General features: G+C 62.4%; 19 protein-coding genes and 3 pseudogenes. 9 read left to right on the top strand and 13 right to left on the bottom strand.

All coding sequences use genetic code 11. The features are described 5' to 3' along the window. The first annotated feature begins 194 nt into the window (after positions 1–194). The 3 genes from HDG34_RS08555 to HDG34_RS08545 all read left to right on the top strand — a co-directional run bounded on the left by HDG34_RS08555 (position 195) and on the right by HDG34_RS08545 (position 2,078). Positions 195–977, top strand: a complete 783-nt coding sequence (locus tag HDG34_RS08555) for an ABC transporter substrate-binding protein (protein WP_184059167.1) — start codon at positions 195–197, stop codon at positions 975–977. A 253-nt stretch (positions 978–1,230) separates the two neighbouring features. Then, a complete protein-coding gene (locus HDG34_RS08550; protein WP_090811812.1) occupies positions 1,231–1,557 on the top strand; it encodes a DUF190 domain-containing protein in 327 nt (108 codons plus the stop codon). A 236-nt stretch (positions 1,558–1,793) separates the two neighbouring features. Next, entirely contained in the window at positions 1,794–2,078 is a 285-nt protein-coding gene (locus HDG34_RS08545) for a hypothetical protein (RefSeq protein WP_184059165.1), read from the top strand. Positions 2,079–2,197: 119 nt separating this feature from the next. On the opposite strand, the gene HDG34_RS08540 is transcribed toward HDG34_RS08545, so the two are convergent. The 5 genes from HDG34_RS08540 to HDG34_RS08520 all read right to left on the bottom strand — a co-directional run bounded on the left by HDG34_RS08540 (position 2,198) and on the right by HDG34_RS08520 (position 4,574). Next, positions 2,198–2,626: a VOC family protein gene (locus HDG34_RS08540; protein ID WP_184045223.1), complete on the bottom strand. Its 429-nt coding sequence runs from the start codon at positions 2,624–2,626 to the stop codon at positions 2,198–2,200. A gap of 148 nt (positions 2,627–2,774) precedes the next feature. Next, complete coding sequence (locus HDG34_RS08535; protein ID WP_090810571.1) at positions 2,775–3,254, bottom strand: SRPBCC family protein; 480 nt, start codon at positions 3,252–3,254, stop codon at positions 2,775–2,777. Further along, positions 3,247–3,582, bottom strand: coding sequence for a helix-turn-helix transcriptional regulator (locus tag HDG34_RS08530; RefSeq protein WP_018422741.1), 336 nt, complete (start codon positions 3,580–3,582; stop codon positions 3,247–3,249). Before HDG34_RS08530 ends, HDG34_RS08535 begins: the two co-directional genes overlap by 8 nt. Before the next feature lie 122 nt (positions 3,583–3,704). Then, complete coding sequence (locus HDG34_RS08525; RefSeq protein ID WP_184059163.1) at positions 3,705–4,034, bottom strand: hypothetical protein; 330 nt, start codon at positions 4,032–4,034, stop codon at positions 3,705–3,707. Between the two features lie 87 nt (positions 4,035–4,121). Next, positions 4,122–4,574, bottom strand: coding sequence for a MarR family winged helix-turn-helix transcriptional regulator (locus tag HDG34_RS08520; RefSeq protein WP_184059273.1), 453 nt, complete (start codon positions 4,572–4,574; stop codon positions 4,122–4,124). Between the two features lie 156 nt (positions 4,575–4,730). Between HDG34_RS08520 and HDG34_RS08515 the strand changes: the two genes are divergently transcribed. Beyond that, positions 4,731–5,150, top strand: coding sequence for a PPC domain-containing DNA-binding protein (locus HDG34_RS08515; RefSeq protein WP_184023491.1), 420 nt, complete (start codon positions 4,731–4,733; stop codon positions 5,148–5,150). Between the two features lie 39 nt (positions 5,151–5,189). Here the strand turns inward: HDG34_RS08515 and HDG34_RS08510 are convergent. After that, positions 5,190–5,489: pseudogene (locus HDG34_RS08510) on the bottom strand (LysE family translocator); the annotation flags it as partial. Positions 5,490–6,116: 627 nt separating this feature from the next. On the opposite strand from HDG34_RS08510, the gene HDG34_RS08505 reads away from it, so the two are divergent. After that, positions 6,117–8,765 (top strand): glycosyl hydrolase family 28 protein, encoded by a 2,649-nt coding sequence (locus HDG34_RS08505; RefSeq protein ID WP_184059161.1) that lies wholly within the window; start codon positions 6,117–6,119, stop codon positions 8,763–8,765. A gap of 111 nt (positions 8,766–8,876) precedes the next feature. Here the strand turns inward: HDG34_RS08505 and HDG34_RS08500 are convergent. The 4 genes and pseudogenes from HDG34_RS08500 to HDG34_RS08485 all read right to left on the bottom strand — a co-directional run. Then, positions 8,877–9,044, bottom strand: a pseudogene (locus HDG34_RS08500) (MAPEG family protein); the annotation flags it as partial. Between the two features lie 185 nt (positions 9,045–9,229). After that, complete coding sequence (locus HDG34_RS08495) at positions 9,230–10,900, bottom strand: alkaline phosphatase family protein (RefSeq protein ID WP_184059159.1); 1,671 nt, start codon at positions 10,898–10,900, stop codon at positions 9,230–9,232. Between the two features lie 268 nt (positions 10,901–11,168). Continuing rightward, positions 11,169–11,513 (bottom strand): hypothetical protein, encoded by a 345-nt coding sequence (locus HDG34_RS08490; RefSeq protein WP_184059157.1) that lies wholly within the window; start codon positions 11,511–11,513, stop codon positions 11,169–11,171. Between the two features lie 17 nt (positions 11,514–11,530). Continuing rightward, positions 11,531–11,935 carry a DUF427 domain-containing protein gene (locus HDG34_RS08485; protein ID WP_184059155.1) on the bottom strand — a complete coding sequence of 135 codons (405 nt, stop codon included), beginning with the start codon at positions 11,933–11,935 and terminating at the stop codon, positions 11,531–11,533. A gap of 348 nt (positions 11,936–12,283) precedes the next feature. On the opposite strand from HDG34_RS08485, the gene HDG34_RS08480 reads away from it, so the two are divergent. Together HDG34_RS08480 and HDG34_RS08475 are read left to right on the top strand one after the other, a co-directional pair. Then, positions 12,284–13,270: a hypothetical protein gene (locus HDG34_RS08480; protein ID WP_184059269.1), complete on the top strand. Its 987-nt coding sequence runs from the start codon at positions 12,284–12,286 to the stop codon at positions 13,268–13,270. A gap of 244 nt (positions 13,271–13,514) precedes the next feature. Beyond that, positions 13,515–13,856: a hypothetical protein gene (locus HDG34_RS08475; RefSeq protein WP_244144713.1), complete on the top strand. Its 342-nt coding sequence runs from the start codon at positions 13,515–13,517 to the stop codon at positions 13,854–13,856. Positions 13,857–13,898: 42 nt separating this feature from the next. Here the strand turns inward: HDG34_RS08475 and HDG34_RS08470 are convergent, their stop codons facing one another. From HDG34_RS08470 to HDG34_RS08460, 3 genes are all read right to left on the bottom strand, one after another. After that, positions 13,899–14,498, bottom strand: coding sequence for a hemerythrin domain-containing protein (locus HDG34_RS08470; protein ID WP_184059153.1), 600 nt, complete (start codon positions 14,496–14,498; stop codon positions 13,899–13,901). 66 nt (positions 14,499–14,564) lie between these two features. Then, positions 14,565–14,906, bottom strand: coding sequence for a hypothetical protein (locus HDG34_RS08465; RefSeq protein ID WP_260321081.1), 342 nt, complete (start codon positions 14,904–14,906; stop codon positions 14,565–14,567). 70 nt (positions 14,907–14,976) lie between these two features. Next, positions 14,977–15,228 (bottom strand): hypothetical protein, encoded by a 252-nt coding sequence (locus tag HDG34_RS08460; protein WP_184059151.1) that lies wholly within the window; start codon positions 15,226–15,228, stop codon positions 14,977–14,979. A gap of 958 nt (positions 15,229–16,186) precedes the next feature. Between HDG34_RS08460 and HDG34_RS08455 the strand changes: the two are divergent. Both HDG34_RS08455 and HDG34_RS08450 read left to right on the top strand, forming a co-directional pair. Beyond that, a pseudogene (locus tag HDG34_RS08455) lies at positions 16,187–16,788 on the top strand (globin domain-containing protein); the annotation flags it as partial. Between the two features lie 104 nt (positions 16,789–16,892). Then, positions 16,893–17,756: an MBL fold metallo-hydrolase gene (locus tag HDG34_RS08450; RefSeq protein WP_184059149.1), complete on the top strand. Its 864-nt coding sequence runs from the start codon at positions 16,893–16,895 to the stop codon at positions 17,754–17,756. Positions 17,757–17,784 lie beyond the last annotated feature (28 nt).

Here is a 17,784-nt window from a genome sequence, read left to right as displayed (position 1 = left end):
ACGTTGAATCTCTTAGCGGCGCCGTACCGTTTTTAATCACCTTTGACTGATCGGAATCTGGAAGTCTTGTCGCCAATCTATGCGCGCGCTGCATAAATTGATTTTTTTAATGAATTTGCGCCGGCGACCAGATCCCGGTCGAATGTCGGGTTTCGCGCGGTTTGAATTCTTCAAATGACCAATAAGGAGCAACAATGAAAGCCATGCTGGCAACCCTGACGATTGCGCTGCTGGCCGTCTCGTCCGGAAGCGCAATCGCCAAGGATTGGTCGACCGTGCGGTTCGGGGTCGACGCGAGCTACCCACCGTTCGAATCGAAAGCCGCCGACGGCAAGCTCGTCGGCTTCGATATCGATCTCGGCAATGAGATCTGCCGCCGGCTCAACGCGAAATGCGTGTGGATCGAGAATTCGTTCGACGGCATGATTCCCGCGCTGAAAGGCCGCAAATTCGACGGCGTGCTGTCGACGATGTCGATGACGCCCGCGCGCCAGGCGCAGATCGCGTTCTCGTCGAAGGTGTTCCGCATTCCGACGCGTCTGGTCGCGAAGAAGGGCTCGCCGATCGAGCCGACGCCGGAAGCGCTGAAGGGCAAGCGCATCGGCGTCGAGCAGGGCTCGATTCAGGAAACCTACGCGAAGACGTATTGGGAGCCGGCCGGCGCCGCGATCGTGTCGTATCAGGATCAGGATCTGGTGTATTCGGATCTGCTTGCCGGCCGTATCGACGCGTCACTGCAAAACGCGGTGCAAGCCGATATCGGCTTTTTGCGCACCGCGCGCGGCAAGGACTTCGGATTTGCCGGCAATCCGCTTTACGACGCGAAAACGCTCGGCAGCGGCACAGCGATTGGTTTGCGTAAAGAAGATACCGATCTGCAGGAAAAGATCGACAAAGCCATTGCCGAGATCCGCGCCGATGGCACTTACGACCGCATTGCGAAAAAGTATTTCGATTTCGACGTGTACGGTCAGTGAGCCGAGGCCGCGCCGCACGTGACCAGTTTCGACCTGGCACTCGCGCGGCCCGACACCTAAACTTGTGTCATGACCGTCCTGAGCCGTGCTGCGGCAAGCGGGGATGCCCGAATCGGTTGCAACCGGCGCCTCACGCGGCGCTGCAGGTTTCCGCTTACAAAAGTCAGCGGGCAGGGGACGGCGCAATGCGGCCACCGGCTCGCGTGCGGATCGCCTTGCGCATACGGCGCGATCCGCATTGGGGGGCACCGACATGCACGGCTTTCAGATCACGTTCTTCACCCAGCAGGGGCGCAGCCATCATGGCAAGCCGCTTGCCGACTGGCTCGTGCGTCTCGCGAGCGAACTCGGCCTGCGCGGCGCGACCCTGATCCCGGCTAGCGAAGGCATCGGCCATCATCATCGCATTCACTCCGCGCACTTCTTCGAGCTTGCCGATCAGCCGTTGTCCGTCGTGATGGCGGTGACGAGCGACGAAGCCGATCGGCTGTTCGATCGACTGCGCGCGGAAGGTTTGCATCTGTTCTACGTGAAGACGACCGCCGAGTTCGGCGTCGTCGGCGAGGCCGACGGGGCTTGAACGACCGGGCCTCGATGGCAAGCCCCACGCCTCGCTCGTCCAGGCGACGAAGTCGGCCGCCATGTCGGAATCGGTGCGTGCTTCCAGCTTGCCGCTGCGGCACGCGTGGCGGAACACCTCGTAGTCCTTCTCGACCTGGTCCGCGTACGCGCGCGAGTAGACGCGCGCCCGGTGTGGCTATTGGGCATGGCGCATGCTCCGCTGCAAGAGGCGAGTCATCCCAGGGAGAGCGAATCATGCGGCAGGTTTCGGCAAACATGCTGATCGCGCTGTCGGCCGTTGCGTTGCTGGCGGGCGCGTCCGGCTGCAAGCGGACGGCCGGGAATGGCGGTATCTCGACGGGCCAGGTGAGCAGCGGTGTCATGAGCAATTCGGCGAGCCCGCGCGGCACACCGGGCGATAGCGACGCGGCAAATCGTGCGAACGCCGAGGCGGGCGCGGCGGCGAGCGCAGCGCCCGCCGCGAGCGACGCCGCGTCGGTCCACAGCACGCCGGCGAGCACGGCGTCCGCGACGCAGTAAGCGTCGCTTAGGTGCGACGGCGCATTGGTCGCCGTTCCATGCGCGCAGGCTTGCTCTCGGTCCCGCGCATGGCGACGCCGCGCGCAGCGTGTGATATGGAACGCCGGCCCGCTTCAATGCTATGCCGTGGGCTCCTCGTGCCGCACATTGACCATCCACGGCACGCCGAAGCGGTCGATCAACGTGCCGAAGCCGCTGGTCCAGAAGGTCTGCTGGAATGGCATCGTGATCTGTCCGCCGTCCGCCAGCGCGTTGAAGTACTTTTCGCCGGATGCCTGGTCGTCGGCGGTGACCGATAGGCTGAAGCCTGCATGCACGGCGTTGCCGCCGCGGCAATCGCCATCCGACATCAGCACGTGCGTGTTACCGATGACGAGCGTCGCGTGCAGGATCTTGTCGGCGTGTTCGGGCGCCACCGGGCGAGCGGGATCGGGCGGCGCGTCTTTCGCGCGCAGCTTCAGCAACTCCTGCGCGCCGAGCGCCGAACGATAGAACTCAATGGCTTCCTCACAACGGCCATTGAAGAACAGATAGGGCTGGATTTCCATGCTGATTTCCTGAGACGGGGGAGGGTCGGGCGGACGATTCTATCAGCGTGATCTCGCGGACGGACGGCCGTCGAACCTGCGATGCATCGTTCGGCCCCACGATGAAGCCACACACCTGATGCTCTACAGCGTATCCGCGCATCAGGCATCAGGCCTTCCCGGCATGACTCCCGCCATTGGCCGGATAAGCCTCCTGCAACGCGATCGAGCCTGTCTCCAGCAGCGATTTGAGGTTGGACATGATCTTCGGCCAGCCACCCGACACCGCCTCGATGAATTTCGATGGATCACGCTCGATCGTATGCGTGAGCGTCAACTTGACCGCCGTTCCGCTCGGTTCGAGCTCCATCGTGCAGCGCGAATCGCCTTCGGCCTGCAACTCGGGACGAATCTGGTGCTGCCAGCGGATCACCAGACGCCGCGGCGGATCGGCCTCGACGATCTCGCCCGCGTCGAAAATCTGGCCGCCGCTCGACACGAGTTTCCACGACGAGCCCGCCGTCCATTCGCTTTCGCAGTGCATGCCGAACCAGTACTGCTTGATGAACTCCGCGTCGGTGAGCGCCGACCACAACTGTTCCGGCGTAGTGCGGATATAGGTCACATAGACGAACGTCGATCTAGTCATTGCCTTTCTCCAGGCGTCGTTTCAGGGTCGAGAGCGCCTTCAGGCGCGGCTTTTCGAACTTGGCAATCCAACGCTCGTAGATCTGCTGCAGCGGCACCGGATTGAGGAAGTGCAACTTTTCGCGCCCGCTGCGTACGGTAACGACGAGGTTAGCCGCTTCCAGCAGGCCCAGATGCTGGGTCACGCCTTGCCGCGTCATGTCGAGGTGGTCGCACAGGTCGTTCAGAGTCTGGCCGTCGTGCGCGTGCAGCACATCCAGCAGCTTGCGCCGGCTCGGATCGGCGAGGGCTTTGAATAGCACGTCGGTGTCGTCGGGGCGCTCGGCCATGAACGGCTACAGGCAAGTAATTTGTTGCATTTACTATAGGCAAGAAATTGCTTGCATGTCAAGGCGACGTGAGGGACGCTCCGCAGGTTCGACACAAGCGCCGACTACCGTTTACGAGGTGCTCAAGTACGTTTCGGAATGTTGCCGCCATGCAAAGGACCGAACAGCCGCGCACAGAGCATGCCCATCGCCAGGATACCGAGGCCGAATGGCACGGCATCACCGGTTGCCTCGATCCGAAAGTCGCCAACACGAAAAACCAGAAGATAGCCGACGACCATATTGAAGAAGCCCCACAGTACATTGACGGTCGATGACGACAGCCCTTTTCCGGACGGCTTCGCGAACGGGCTCTGAAACGGCTCGCCCATCACACCGCTGACGAAATGCGGCACGGCATTCGCGAACAGGACACCGCCGAAAAAATAAGAGACGACATGCGGCCAATCCATTTCAGTTGCTCCTTGAATCGAGTAAATCGATGAGGTCGCGGGCTGTGCCCGTTTCGATGCCGGTTCGGATGAAGTACCTGCAAACGTTCAGGAGTCAGCGAGCCGCTGCAGCAGTTCCACCGCGGCGGCGAGCGTGGCCTGTTCTCGCGGCGATAGCTGCGCTTGCAAGGCACCGATCAGCCAGTCCTCTTTGGCCGCCCGACTTGCCTTGAGCGTTCGTCTGAACGTGGGGGTGAGATCGATAAGAGTTTTGCGTCCGTCGGTTGGATCCGCTTCGCCTTTGACGACGCCCAGCGTCTCCAGACCGGCAACGGTAATGCGCATGGACTGGGGCTTTACGCGCTGCGCTCGCGCTAGCGCGGAAACTGTGGCTGGGCCGCCGCGCTCCAGATGAAACAGCGCCGACTTCTGCGCCGACGTAAAGTCGCTCGATTGCGAATGTTCTCGCGCGCGGCGAACCAGTTTGCTCACGGCAATGCGCAGTTCGCCCGCAAGGGCGGCTAGATCGGTAGATTGAGAAGACGGCGATTGTCGTGACATGCCGAGAACATAGCAGATATACAGTTTAACTGTACAAGTAAACTGAAGATATTTTCGCCGTCGAGTCCGCACGAACCCAGCATAAACAAGCGCCTGTGAGATACTTCCTCATTCACGCATAATCCCCGAGTCCACCGCGTCTCAACCGGCCCAGGCATGCAAGCCCATCCCCTCCGACTCGCGCCCGGCGACGACCTTCGCGTCGCCGTCGAAGACGCGCTTCGTCAACGCGACCTGCAAGCGGCCTTCGTCGTCCAGGGCATCGGCAGCCTCCACGTTGCGGCATTGAGGTTCGCTGGCGCGCAAGCGCCGACGGAAATTCGCGGCGACCTCGAAATATTGACCCTCGCAGGCTCCGTCTCGCCCGATGGCGCTCATCTGCACATGTCGATCGCGGATGCGCGCGGGCAGGTGTTCGGCGGTCATGTGGCGCGCGGCTGCACGGTACGCACGACCGTCGAGTTGTTGCTCGTGTCGGTTCCGGGCTATTCGTTCGCGCGGGAGCCTGATCCGCAGACGGGTTTTATGGAACTCGTGATTCGCGGCGGCGGCGCTCCGCAGTCCGGCTCCGCCTGATCACGCAAAGGCGCTATCGCTTCGCGCGCCGGTAGTCGCTCAACGCCCCGCCAACATCCGCCCGCCGAGCCCCACCAACAGCACACCCGCTGCCGTATCCAGCCCGGCCTTGCGCCGAACCAGCGCGCGCCGAACCGACGGATGCGAGGCAAGCAACGCCATCGCGCAGTACCACGCGCACGAAATGCCGATCGACAGCGCCACGACCGCGATATCCAGCCACAACGGCGCATGCGCGGGCACCATCAACGCAAAGATGCTGCCGTAGAACGCGATCGACTTCGGGTTCGTCATGCTGACGAAATAGCCTTTCTTCGTCGCAGCCCAGCCGGACGCGGCGGCGAGCCCAAGGCCGGTCATCATGCCGGCGCTTAGCAACAGGACGCCCGCAAGCGCAAGCAGGATGTTGGCGGAATGCAAGATGAATCCTCCGTGGCGGGCCGGTATGGGTCCGAGCGATCGCTCCGACGCTTTCATCATACCGGCGCGCTTCGGCCCGGCTGACCGTGTCCCTGATATGGGGAGGTCGGGTTTACTGTAATTGAAAGAGTGTGCCCTTCCGAAGCATGATTCGTCGTACGTTGTACGATGAATTTCAACGTTGCCCGACAACTTGGTTCGCGAGCTCGCGGAGTCGGTTGCCGGCGAGGCTGCCGCATGGTCGGCTCGCAGCCAGAAAATAACCTTCGAGACGCAGTCCCATGCTGGGCAAAGCATTTCTCTTGCAATGCGTTCTCGAGATCCGGCCGGGAGCCGGATGGTTGCATCGAAATAAGTTGGGTGATCTTTGGTTTTCCGCCCTCGCGCGTCGGCAGTGGAAGCTCCCGATTTCAGGTTGTACCTTATACGATGTCTTATAACAAATATTGATGGTTCACATTGCCCTGACGCTTTCCCCGCCGCATCCGCGCGAAGGGCGAGGCCTGCCAGGAACACGCAGTGGATCCACTCCCAAGGAGATAACTTATGAAGATGCGCTCAGTCCGAGAGCTTGCGGTCCTCGGCCTGTTTGTTCTGACCGTCGCCGGTTGCGGTGAGGGTAATAACATTTCAGGTCCAGGTACGAGCTCGACCACGCCACCCACCAACCCGACTTCGCCGACCTCCCCGGTCTGGACGCCCGGCCGCTACGCTGGCGACACGAACCTGCCGGATTCGCCGTCTTTGCCGGCGGACACCCAGGTTTGCTCGACGCTTCAGGCAAGCAATAACCTGGTGAAGAACGCGGACGGCTCGCTGCCGCTCACCTCGGATCCGACGCCGGTCACCTACGGCGGCGCAACCACGGCGCTGAACAACCCCGACCAGGCGCGTATCCAGGCCGCGCTCGACGCGTGCGGCGCCGCCGTGGACGCGGAAGTCGGCGCGAAGATTACGCAGGCCGATCAGCAGGCAGCCGCTACGCAACAGGCGGCCAATAATCCGAACGTCAACATCGCGGGTGCATCGAGCGAAACGCTGTCGAACCCGACCTACAAGGCCACCAAGTTCGCGGTGCGTCTCGTCAAGAACAGCGGCGGCGCCGGCAATGCATTCCTGAGCGGTCCGCTCGTTCTGCCGTCGGGCGTCACGCTGTGGATCGACGATGGCGTCACGCTGTTCGCGAGCCGCGACGTGGTCGTCTACGACAAAACCGCGCAGGATCGGCCGAACGCGATCACCTGCGGCGCCGCGATCAACAACCCGGCCGGGCTGCCCGCGCCTGTCGGCACCGCCAACGCGGGCGCGGCGACCATCGCGGGCACGAGCGGCATGCAGAACTGCTATCCGCTGATCCGCGGCACGCATACGGTCAACGCGTCGATCATGGGCACGGGCTCGATCGATGCGCGTGGCTATATGCCGCTGATCAGCTCGTCGCCGCAATATCCGACGATCCGCTGGGCCACCGGCGTCACCGAGGCGTTCACGTATTCGGGCAACAACATCACGGGCGTGACGACGCCGAAGTTCAGCTGCACGAACACGATCGCCGCTTACCGCGCGGGCACGCTTGCGCCGGAAGGCACCGCTTGCGATGTGGTCACCGCGATGGGCAAGACGACGCTGACCACGCCGGCCGTCACCTATGTGGTGAACCGCCAGGCAACCAGCATCCCAGGCGGCTACACGGTTACGGGCGGCGGCTGTACCGCTGGCACGGGCGGTTGCGCACGCTGGGTGCCGGCAAGCTGGTGGGATATCTCGTACCACGGCAACAAGGACATCGGCGGCGGCCCGTACAGCTTCCAGGGCAACCCCGGCGTGCTGTGGATGCAGCAGTCGAAGAACCTGTCGCTGTATCAGATCACGTTGCGCAACAGCACGTTCTTCACCGTCGAAGCCGACGGCGTGGACGGCCTCACCGTGTGGGGCATCAAGATCATCACGCCGTTGCTGCCGGATGCGGCGAACCAGGCGAGCGTCGGCATGAACAACGACGGCTTCGACGGCGTCAGCGGTTCGTACTCGCACCTCTATACGGGCGCGACGATCGATGCCGGCTCGACGGGCGTGAAGAACACCGACGGTGTCGACCCGAGCGTTGCAGCGGGTCCGGAACACGCGGCTCTCGGCACGGGCAGCAAGACGACGTCAGCAGGCCAGGTGTACTTCGACGGCTACGTGAAGAACGTCGCGATCGTGTACAACTTCCTGAGCCCGTCCGACGACAACGTCGCGTTCAAGGGCGGTCTGCAGGATCCGCGTCCGGCGGCGGCACAGGGCGCGACGACGCCGGCCAACATGCTGTGGGCCATCGACGGTAACCGCGATGTTTCGTCGAACCGCACGTACGGCATCACGGTGGCGCACAACCACAACTACAACGGCCATGGTCTGTCGATCGGCAGCCCGACGAATGCAGGTGTCCGAAACATTCACTTCTACGACAACTACTTCGACAATATCTACGACGGCACCAATTCGTCGACGGATATGGGCGTCGTGGGGCTGCGTATCAAAAGCGGTCAGGCACGCGGCGGCGACGTCAGCAACATCTACTATGACGGCGCATGTATGCGTGGCGTGAAGGATTTCCTCGTGTTCGACATGTACTACACGGGCCCGAGTGCCGATCCGATCTCGTACACGGGGTTGGGGTGGCTGGTGCCGAGCTTCCACGACATCAACCTCAGCAACATCCGCATGATGAACATCCCGGCCAACAAGACTGCGGGCAAGAACGGCGGCGGCGGCCTGACCTTCCGCGGTCTGCATGCCGACACGGCATACGCCAATACGCAGAGCGTGATCCAGCTGAACCTGGATAACGTGGTCGCGGACAAGGATGTCACGATGTCGATTGCGAACCTGAGCAAGCCTGTCGTGAACATTGGCGCGCTCGATGGCTCGACGCAATCGAAGGCCGCCAACGCCACGCTGAACCTGGGCGCGAACGTGAGCCTGATTGGCTCGTCGATGGCTCACGGCACGGGCGGTATCCTGACGAACACGTCGAGCGGCGCGGGCAAGTACACGACCCCGACGAACACGTTGAACCTGACCGTCAATGGCAGCGACGACGCCGGCGCCGCGGGCGACACGAATCCGGCGGCCACGATCGTCTCGCAGAATGCGAAGCTGTCGCTGTGCGATCAGGCTTCGTCCTGGCCGGTTTTCCCGAATGTGAAGTAAGCGTGGTTGCTTGAAAGACCAGGACCCACGCTGTCAGGCTGCGGGTCTTTTTGAAGCCTCACGGGTGACTGTGGGGCTTATTTTCTTTTGGGCTAGCGCGGGAAGTCATCATTCCGCGGTATTGCCATGCGCTCGAACCAGCTTGTGCAGCGGGTTGGCCGGATCGTCGGCGCAGCCCGCATTGGTGCGTTCGCGAAAACGCGTTATCGATACCGACAAGCCGAGGCCGAATAACAGCAGCCCCAATACCGCGACGCATCCGAGAGCAATGTTGTTCATGGCAGCGGCTCCTTGTCAGGCAATCGACGCACGCCTGTTTGGCGAGAATCAGGCGGCCCCCATTCTCGCACGGGCCGGCACGCGAGGTCCGCGCGGCTGGACCCCGCAAAAACGACGGCGCCGCGATCGTTCCAACACCGATCGCGGCGCAGCTTACTACTCAAATACGTGGACTACGGCCATGCTTAGTCTTTGTGATCGAATTCCGGCAGCGCACGCGTTCCTTCAATCGCGACCGAATGCAGCAGCTCAGGCTTCAGATCGAGCAGACGCAAGATCGTCGGCGCGACCTGCGTGGTCAGCACCGGCTCGTCGTTGACCTGCCCGGCGTGATGCGTGTGAGGCACGTACATCACGAGGCCGAGATGGCTGTCGTCGGGCGCGTTGCCGCCATGCTCTTCGTCCTTGGACGTGCTCGACGTATAGATGACGCCCGGGTTCGGTTGAACGATGATATCGGGCGTACGTCCGCGCGACGGGTCGCCGAACCGGTTAGCCAGTTGCGGGCCGGACAGGATGTACGCCTGAGGGCCGTCCGCGCAAATGCCGGGTGCGTTGCAGCTCAGATTGGCTTTCAGCGTCTTCACGACCGAAGACACCTGGCTTTGATCGCGCAGCCAGATCAGGCCGACGTCGTCGGTCTGCACGAAACCCGTGCCGACAAGTCCGGTGCCGTCGTTGAGGTTGCCGCTCTTCGTAGCGGCCTGCCCGAAATTGCCGCCCGAATCCAGGTAGTTGTTGGCTTCGAGCAACTTGGTCAGCGTATCGCCGTTCTTCACGAGCTTCGAATGATCGGTCGGCGACTGGCCATGCTTCGCGGTCACGATGATCGCCGTCGACGAATAGAGATTGCGTTGCTTCAGTTCGGACACGACGCGTCCCAACGCGTCGTCGATATACGCGATCGCGCCGGCGACTTGCGGACCCGGCGTGAAGCTCGCATCCAGATAGCCGCCGCCCGACGCGACCGTGGCCTTCTGCGCGACGCTCAGCGTCTGGAAGTTGGCGCCGAACACGGTCGGCACCGCGACGTTCTTTTGACCTGTCGAATCCTGGCCATCGATTTCATTGATCAGCGATTGCACGTGGTAGTTGTCGAACTTCTCCGTGTGCGTGTACGTGTCGAGGTAGTAGGTATTGGTATCTGGATCGATCGAATTTATTTCGGTACGCGAAAGGTCGTCGACGCCCGCGCCCGACGGTCCGTTGAGCCAGTCGTAGCCCCACGCGTGCTTGTCCGCCCACGCGGTGCGCGCGCCGTTGACGTTGCCCTTGATCACTTCGAAAACCGTGTTGGTCTTCAGATAGTTGTGCGGATAGACGGGCGTACAGACGCCATTGACGAGCGCATGCGGAATCGCCTGCGGATTGAACGCGCCGCCGCCGTCGAGATGGATCAGCGCGCCGCCGTTCTCGCCGTCGATGCCGGTCGTTTCATCGAAGACGACATTCCAGCCGGTCGGGCCCGTGCAATGGGTATCGGAAGGCGCATAGAGCGTGCGGTCGTAGGAGACGTCGTAGAACAGCCCCGCGGACTTCGGCGAGCCGCCGGTCACGAGCGCGGCGAGGCCCGGAAACGAATCCGACAGTCCCGGTGTATGCGCGTTCGTATAGGTGGTGCCTGACTTCGCGAGCAGCGCCAGGTTAGGGCACGTATTCGCGCCGATGCAACGCGCGACGTCCTGCTCATGCAGACCGTCGAAGCTGATCAGCAGCACATGCTTGACGGACGCGCGATCGCGATCGTGATCGTGATCGTCGCCGGCTGTTGCGACTGCCGAGTACAACCCGGCGAGTAGTGCGACGGCGGCGCACATTGCGCTTTGCTTACGCTTCCATTTCGTGATCGGTTTCATGTCTCGTCCTTTTGTTTGACAACGAATTTGGGTAGTGCGGGACGAATTTGAACCGTAAAAAAGTCATTTGCGTGACCTGAAATTAATATTTGGCAATACTGAGGTGTTAAGGTCTTGTTAAGCTTGGGGTGATCCATTCGACGCGCATGCGCTGTGAACCTGATTCGATTCCGCGCGTGATTTTTCGCGAGTCGGCAAGCATAAAAATGGCACGGGCTATTGCAGACCCTGCCGTTTCGCCGGTCGGGTAGTCGAATACCGCCAGGCGTCATCCCAGTGAATGAATCAAGGCCTGATCCGTCACCTGCACCGGCCTGACCTTGATCGATTGACTATAAAGCGGCGGCAGCGTCGAGCAAAACTCGTCGAGGTCTCCTTGTGGCATGCGGGGCTTAACGTATTGCAAAGGCGACGGGTTTACGTGGGGCAGTGGACTTTCCATCGTCGAACCGTACGCGCCGAGTTCAAGCAGGCCTTGCGAACCGCTGTCGGGGCCGAGCGCCATCACGAACGTGCAGTATTGGTGGAAGCAGCGGCCGCCGCGCGGCGGCGCCGCCGTCCGTGCCGCTCGCGCCATGCCGGTCGCCGCGATCGCCGCGCCCGCACGCGGCATGACGCGCGCGCGTTCGCCTAGTGCGCGGCCGGCTCCTGCGTGATGGAATCCACGCGGTCGGGATAGAACGCAAGGTGCTCGCGGATCGGCGCGACAGCGTCGTATGGGTGCTCGTAGGTCCACACCGCGTTGGTGCCGCGCTCGCCGGCCGAAGGAATCGAGAAGTATGCGCATTCGCCCTTGTACGGACAATAAGTGGCGTGCGCCGTGCGTTCGAGCCGGGTCATGTCGACGTCCTTGCGCGGGATGTACAGCACGGCCAGATAGCGGGCTTCGAGCAGCGTCAATGCGTCGTGCGTATCGGCAATCACGTGACCGCCTGCCATGACGATCACGCGCGCGTGGTGGTGCTCGATCATGATTGGATGATCCGGGCCGGGGATCTTGACGGGTTTGTCGTTCGGGACCGAATGAGTGGACATAACGAGGCTCCCTGCGAAAGTGGGGCTGCGAGGTTTCGTGCGTCGACGGCGATGTTCGTCGCCGAACGCCACGCAAGCGACTGAAGATCGCCCGTATTGCCGTACTACTTCCTTTCAGGTATTTCTATCACATACTAACGCAGACCTTCCAGGTGCTGTGAGCGGCGCAATGCCCGTCGGAATTGCATCAGTTGCGTGCGCGTGCTTTTGTGCAACGGGATGGCGACTTCGCGGAAGACGAACACGATCAGCCGACTGACAGGAGCGCGTCATGCTCGTTGGATATGCGGTGTATGACCCTGCAAGTGAGCCTGCAATCTCGTCGACAAATGGCGAGGTTGTTTGACTATGCCGGCGCTTCGGAAGTGTTGGTCACTTCGCGCATTTGGGGCGTGTGCCGCTCTAACCTTGAACCTGTTGTCCTGCCCTTCGCACGCACAGGTCGCGCCGAGGCAATTGTCGAGCAATACCGTGATTGGCGGCAATGTAAAGCAGCACGCAGACGCTGTGCTCGCGATCATGACCTACACGACAGTCCCGGACGTTACGACCAGTAACCTGTCGGTCAACAACGGCCTGACGGGTAATCCCGGCTTTGGGCAGACGCAATTTGGCGGCGGCTTCACCCTCAGCAGGTCGTTTCCGTTGTACATGGAGGGCACGCTCGCCTACAGCCGCTACGATCCGATCTTCATTGCCACGGATGGCGCCCAGCAGCGTGCGGTGCCGACGAAGTGGAACACCTTCAGTGGCACGGTCGGCCTGGGGTGGGATTTCCGCATCACGGACGAACTGGTATTCCGTCCGATCTTGAACGGCACGATTGGGCGTGTCTCGAGTGACCTGAAGGTAGGGCAGACCCTCTTCAATCGTGTCACCGACAGCAACCTGCAGTTCCTCGAAAACGGCTCGCTGAACGCCTACGGCTATGGTGGCTCCCTGATGCTCGACTACGAACACTACCGCGAAAACTACGAAATCGACGCCGAATTGCGGGCAACCGATATTTACCTGCGCAGCTTCGGCGGTTCGTCGGAGGCCGTTCAGGGCTCGGCCATGGCGCAGCAGGTGAGCCTATGGACGCGCTGGCGCGCGCCCACCGGTTGGCACGCGCTGGACCGGCCGGTCCGCTATGTGCTGGAAGCCGCTTACTCGCATTATTTCGGCGATAGTGCCGGCGTGCTGGGTTTCAACGACCTCACGTCGCTGGGAGTCGGCCTCGAACTCGACAGCAGCAGGTATCCCGTCATCGTCACCCGTACGCGCGCGATGGTGCGCTATGTGTTCGGTCGCAACGTGCACGGGGTGTCGTTCGGATTCGCGATGAGTTTCTAGCCGGGCCAGCTTGCCGGTCCAGCAACGAGGCTCGAACCCATGCCCGCGATCCAATGCTTCTGGTTCTCGCTCGGCCGTGCGGTATAGCGCTTGCTCGGCCCAGACATGAATCGATCAAGGGAGCCGTGATGAACGACAAACCGAAACAGCCCGATGCCGGCGGCAATCTGCCGGGCACGTTGTAGCAGAACCAGGCCCTGAACGAAGGGCCAAAACGAAGGGCCAAAACGAAGGACCTCCTGCCATGCGTACACTCGGACAGAGCCGGTCGACGAAGCGGATCGACAGCGAGCCGGACATGCGCCTGCAGAAGATAGAGATTGCCGACTTCCTCGTAAGCTGGACCGTCATCCGGGATTCGGAAGGCGCCTTCCAGTGGGTCGTGGTCGTGACGGAGCGTGGCGGCGAGCATCACACGATCTTCGAGCGACGCGGGACGTGCGGCCACGTGTCATGGGACGACGCGCTCGACATCGCGGCCGAAACCGCGCGCCGCGTTGCGGCCGGGCTCGTCGAGCCGGGTGAACCGGCGAAGACGAAACAGCGGCGCGGGCGCACGCCGGGTGCATCGCGCCCTAATCGTTGATGCGCGATCGCGGGCGGCGCCCCGTGGTGTCAGTAGTGTGTGCTAGTTCCATTGACGCCGCGTCTGTGCCGCGCGACGCGACCTCGGCAGCCAATGCCGCAACGCGAACAATACAGTCGATCCCAGCAGCAGCGTGGCGATCGGAAACGTGCCCGCGGCATTCACCGCAATGTCCATCGGGCGCTCTCCGAGCAACTGCATCCGGCGGCGCGTCATCGCGGCGCCGAGCGACTGCAGTTCGTTCTTCAGCACGCGCTCGGCGTCGGGCAGCAGGATGGTTTCCTCGTCGGCGACATGATGAGCGACTTCGCGGATCAGTTGATAAAAGAGCCCGTCGTAGGCGGCGTTTTCGGGGCCCATCCCGCGCAGCTTCGCGATCGTTGCGCGCATCTCGTCGTGCTCGGGACGGCTTTTTCTCAGTGCCTCGTCATTGCCGAGCGCGCGGTCGAGCGCCGGGTAGAAAATTTCCTCCTCGAGCTGCGCGTGGATATCGAGCGCGTCGCACACGCCGTTGACGATCGCGCGTTTGCGCCACCACGGCGTGGACGCGTGGTATCGGTGCGAAGCGGCGAGCACGTGCATATGGTCGAGGCGGATCATCGACGTAATCGACGGCGACAGCGATGAGGCGTCATTGGACATGGCGTTTCTCCAGGGAAAGGGTGCCGGCGGATACCGCATGCGCCATTCCCGCTGCCCAGCAATCGATCAACGCGGTGCCGGCTGCCGCGAGCGGAGTGCGTTGCTGCTCGTGAGGGCGCTCAACGCGGAGTCCGCGGCATCCGCCGCACGGGCGAACAGGTCGTCGACGATTCGCCGCGCCGCGCTATATCCGCCCATCAACGCATCGGCCTCGGTGTCGAACGGCCGGCTGCCTCCAATGTCGACGCGCAGCGGCGAGAATGTTGCGACCGCAGCGCCCGCCTGATAGATGTGAACCACCGCCGCGTAGCGTGTGCGTACCGCCGCGCGCCCGGCGGGGCGCAACGTGAAATCCGCCTCGACGGTCACCTCGATCGTGAACCCGTGGTATTCGTAGGTCCGCCTCATCATCATGTCCTTCGTCGCGTGAGTGTGTGATCGTGCCGGTGCGCGATGATCATGCGCGACGGGCGCGGCGCTAATTGCCGCCCTGCGCGCTCGAGCGGCGCTGGCTCCGTGCTTCGAGCGTAGCGAGCCGCGCTTGCGGCTGCAGCGCCGGCGGCAGTTCGGCGTTGGCCTCGATGCGCGCGCGCCAGTAAGCCGGCGTCGCAATTCCCGTGCCCTGCCAGTCGACGCGGTCGCATTGAACGAGTCGTTCGAGGCGCTGGACAATCGCGCTGATATGCGTCAATTTCGTTGTGACGTCGTTGTGATTACGCGCGGCTTTCACAGGTTCTCTCCCCGTTTTGTTATCTCCAGCTTACTCGTCGTTCACAGTAAGTCATGCCGGCTTGATGACATGTCGAAAACGCCGGATTCAGCATGCTCGCATTTGCAAAAAAAAAGTACATCGCAGTGAGTTGTCGGAGACAGCCGCATTGTGGACAGCCCCGTCCACTCTCGCGCCGCAGTTTGCGGGACCCACATTCGACGAACCGACGCGCCGGATTGCTTCTACGCTCGACTGTTGGTGTGACGTCGTGATGACAGCGTGTGCAAATGAAGTTCGCGCCGTCGTCGGTTAGCCGGTCGACTTCTGATCTGGATCAAAATAGCAAAAGGCGGTGTGGTGATCGCGCCGGCGCTCGGGTACCCTCGTTGGAAATCCCTTTGTGCGTGGCACGATGAACGTGGTGACTATCGCGAGGGAGAGCGAAATGCCTGATGTCGGACAAGGCTCGTGCGCTACCGATGCACGCAAGCGCGGCGCATCCGCGCGTTGCGATGGTGATCGCAACGCGACTCACGCAGCGAAGAATCGGCGCGCGGCAGCGCTGCGCGGAACGCTCGTGATGACATTTGCCGTCGCCATGATGGGCGGGTGCGCGACGTCGGCCGAGCGCACCAATGTGCAGCCTTCGGGTCAACAGACGTGCAATGTGGCCGGCAAATTCTGCAACACGTTTTTCGGACCTTGACGGAAACGCTCCCAGCGCGTGTCGGCGCGCACGGCACGTTTCCTGACCGGCCCGCGTTCGTCTGCAATCGGACGACCGATGTTGGACGTGTCGCGGCGCGCGCGTTTGCTCGGGCGTGTCCATGGCCTTCAGCTTGTGGACAGCGAGCATCGGTTGGAGGAGCATGGTCGCCTGGATACGCTTGAAGGGGTATGCGCGATCGGACAATTCCACCCCACCATTTACGCGCACGAGCGAGGCAACCAGTCGTCCTATTGCAGGAGGAAAGAAATGCTCACGCGGAAAACCAAGGACATCGTCAAGGCCACGGCCCCGGTTCTGGCCGCGCACGGCTATACGATCATTCAACTTTTCTGCAGACGGCACTTCGAGGCGCCAACAAGCACGCAAGCCTCGACGTGAAAGCGGAGCACTATCCGTTCGTCGGCGAACATTTGCCTGGCGCGATCAAGGACGTGCTCGGTGACGCCGCGACCGACGACATCATCTCCGCGTGGGCGCAGACATACGGCAATCTCGCGGACGTGCTGATGGGCATGGAAGCCGAATTGCGCGAAACGCGCGCATCGCAGCCAGGCGGCTGGACCGGATGGCGCACGTTCGTCGTCAAGGAGAAGCGGCCCGAGAGCAGCGTCATCACGTCGTTCATTCTCGAACCGAAGGACGAACAGCCGGTCGCGAACTTCGAGCCGGGCCAGTACATCGGCATTGCGGTCGATGTGCCCGCGCTCGGCCTGCAGCAGATCCGGCAATACGGCTTGTCCGACGTGCCGAACGGCCATAGCTATCGAATTTCGGTCAAGCGCGAGAGCGGCGAGGTCGGGCGGCCGCCGGGCTATGTGTCGTCGCTGCTGCACGATCACGTCGAGGTATTCGGACTGGATCTGTTCGCTGAATGACGCATACGGTCGTGCCGCGCGACGGCTGCCGCGGAAGCGACAAGCAGGAATGCAGTCACCGTGACCGGGAGTGCGGCATGAAAGTGCACCATCTGAACTGCATTTCGACTTGCCCGCTGTGCGGCAAGCTGTTCAACGGCCACCCCGATTCGTTGATCCGCCGCGGGCATCTGACCTGCCATTGTCTGCTCGTCGAAAGTCCGGCGGGGCTCGTGCTCGTCGATACCGGTTTCGGTTTGCGCGATGTCGCCGATCCCTATTCGCGCCTCGGCAAATTCTTCCTGAGGCTGCTGAAGCCTGAGTTCCGAAATGAAATGACGGCGATCAGGCAGATCGAGCGGCTCGGTTTCGACCCGGCCGACGTGCGCCATATCGTGATGACGCACCTCGATTCCGACCATGCGGGCGGGCTCGACGACTTTCCGCACGCGACGGTGCACATGCTCGCGAGCGAGCGCCAATACGCGGCGCAGCAGAAGACGTGGCTGGACCGGCAGCGCTTCAGGCCGCAGCAGTGGTCGTATCAGAACATGTGGCGCGTGCATTCGCCGCAGTACACCGAGCGTTGGGAGGGCTTCGCCAAGGTGCATCCCATCGAAGAACTCGCGAGCGAGATCGCGCTCGTGCCGTTGCGAGGCCATACCTATGGTCACGCGGGCGTCGCGGTACACGGTGATGGCGGCTGGTTGCTGCTCGCGGGCGACGCCTATTTCGACAACGGCGAGCTCGACCCGGTGCGCCCGCATTGCGCACCCGGTTTGCGCTTCTATCAGTGGATGCTCGAAAAGGATCGCGCGGCGCGACTGTACAACCAGCGCCGCCTGCGTGATCTGGCGAAGCGGGCGAGCCCCGCGTTGACGATTTTTTGCAGCCACGACGTCGACGAATTCGAGCGGCTCGCGGGACGTTCGGTGGCGGTGCCGGCGGAGCAGATGGCGTGATGCTCGCAGGCTTGCGCGCGCGCCCGGT

Origin of the sequence: Paraburkholderia sp. HC6.4b (genome assembly GCF_014200875.1) — a bacterium.
GTDB lineage: Bacteria > Pseudomonadota > Gammaproteobacteria > Burkholderiales > Burkholderiaceae > Paraburkholderia > Paraburkholderia tuberum.
Note: the sequence above shows the minus strand (reverse complement) of the source record. Positions and strands in the feature narration are given on the sequence as shown.

Excerpts from the sequence above, each read along its gene's own strand:
- HDG34_RS08555 (WP_184059167.1), top strand. The coding sequence starts at position 195 with ATGAAAGCCATGCTGGCAACCCTGACGATTGCGCTGCTGGCCGTCTCG.
- HDG34_RS08550 (WP_090811812.1), top strand. The coding sequence starts at position 1,231 with ATGCACGGCTTTCAGATCACGTTCTTCACCCAGCAGGGGCGCAGCCAT.
- HDG34_RS08545 (WP_184059165.1), top strand. The coding sequence starts at position 1,794 with ATGCGGCAGGTTTCGGCAAACATGCTGATCGCGCTGTCGGCCGTTGCG.
- HDG34_RS08540 (WP_184045223.1), bottom strand. The coding sequence starts at position 2,626 with ATGGAAATCCAGCCCTATCTGTTCTTCAATGGCCGTTGTGAGGAAGCC.
- HDG34_RS08535 (WP_090810571.1), bottom strand. The coding sequence starts at position 3,254 with ATGACTAGATCGACGTTCGTCTATGTGACCTATATCCGCACTACGCCG.
- HDG34_RS08530 (WP_018422741.1), bottom strand. The coding sequence starts at position 3,582 with ATGGCCGAGCGCCCCGACGACACCGACGTGCTATTCAAAGCCCTCGCC.
- HDG34_RS08525 (WP_184059163.1), bottom strand. The coding sequence starts at position 4,034 with ATGGATTGGCCGCATGTCGTCTCTTATTTTTTCGGCGGTGTCCTGTTC.
- HDG34_RS08520 (WP_184059273.1), bottom strand. The coding sequence starts at position 4,574 with ATGTCACGACAATCGCCGTCTTCTCAATCTACCGATCTAGCCGCCCTT.
- HDG34_RS08515 (WP_184023491.1), top strand. The coding sequence starts at position 4,731 with ATGCAAGCCCATCCCCTCCGACTCGCGCCCGGCGACGACCTTCGCGTC.
- HDG34_RS08505 (WP_184059161.1), top strand. The coding sequence starts at position 6,117 with ATGAAGATGCGCTCAGTCCGAGAGCTTGCGGTCCTCGGCCTGTTTGTT.
- HDG34_RS08495 (WP_184059159.1), bottom strand. The coding sequence starts at position 10,900 with ATGAAACCGATCACGAAATGGAAGCGTAAGCAAAGCGCAATGTGCGCC.
- HDG34_RS08490 (WP_184059157.1), bottom strand. The coding sequence starts at position 11,513 with ATGCCGCGTGCGGGCGCGGCGATCGCGGCGACCGGCATGGCGCGAGCG.
- HDG34_RS08485 (WP_184059155.1), bottom strand. The coding sequence starts at position 11,935 with ATGTCCACTCATTCGGTCCCGAACGACAAACCCGTCAAGATCCCCGGC.
- HDG34_RS08480 (WP_184059269.1), top strand. The coding sequence starts at position 12,284 with ATGCCGGCGCTTCGGAAGTGTTGGTCACTTCGCGCATTTGGGGCGTGT.
- HDG34_RS08475 (WP_244144713.1), top strand. The coding sequence starts at position 13,515 with ATGCGTACACTCGGACAGAGCCGGTCGACGAAGCGGATCGACAGCGAG.
- HDG34_RS08470 (WP_184059153.1), bottom strand. The coding sequence starts at position 14,498 with ATGTCCAATGACGCCTCATCGCTGTCGCCGTCGATTACGTCGATGATC.
- HDG34_RS08465 (WP_260321081.1), bottom strand. The coding sequence starts at position 14,906 with ATGAGGCGGACCTACGAATACCACGGGTTCACGATCGAGGTGACCGTC.
- HDG34_RS08450 (WP_184059149.1), top strand. The coding sequence starts at position 16,893 with ATGAAAGTGCACCATCTGAACTGCATTTCGACTTGCCCGCTGTGCGGC.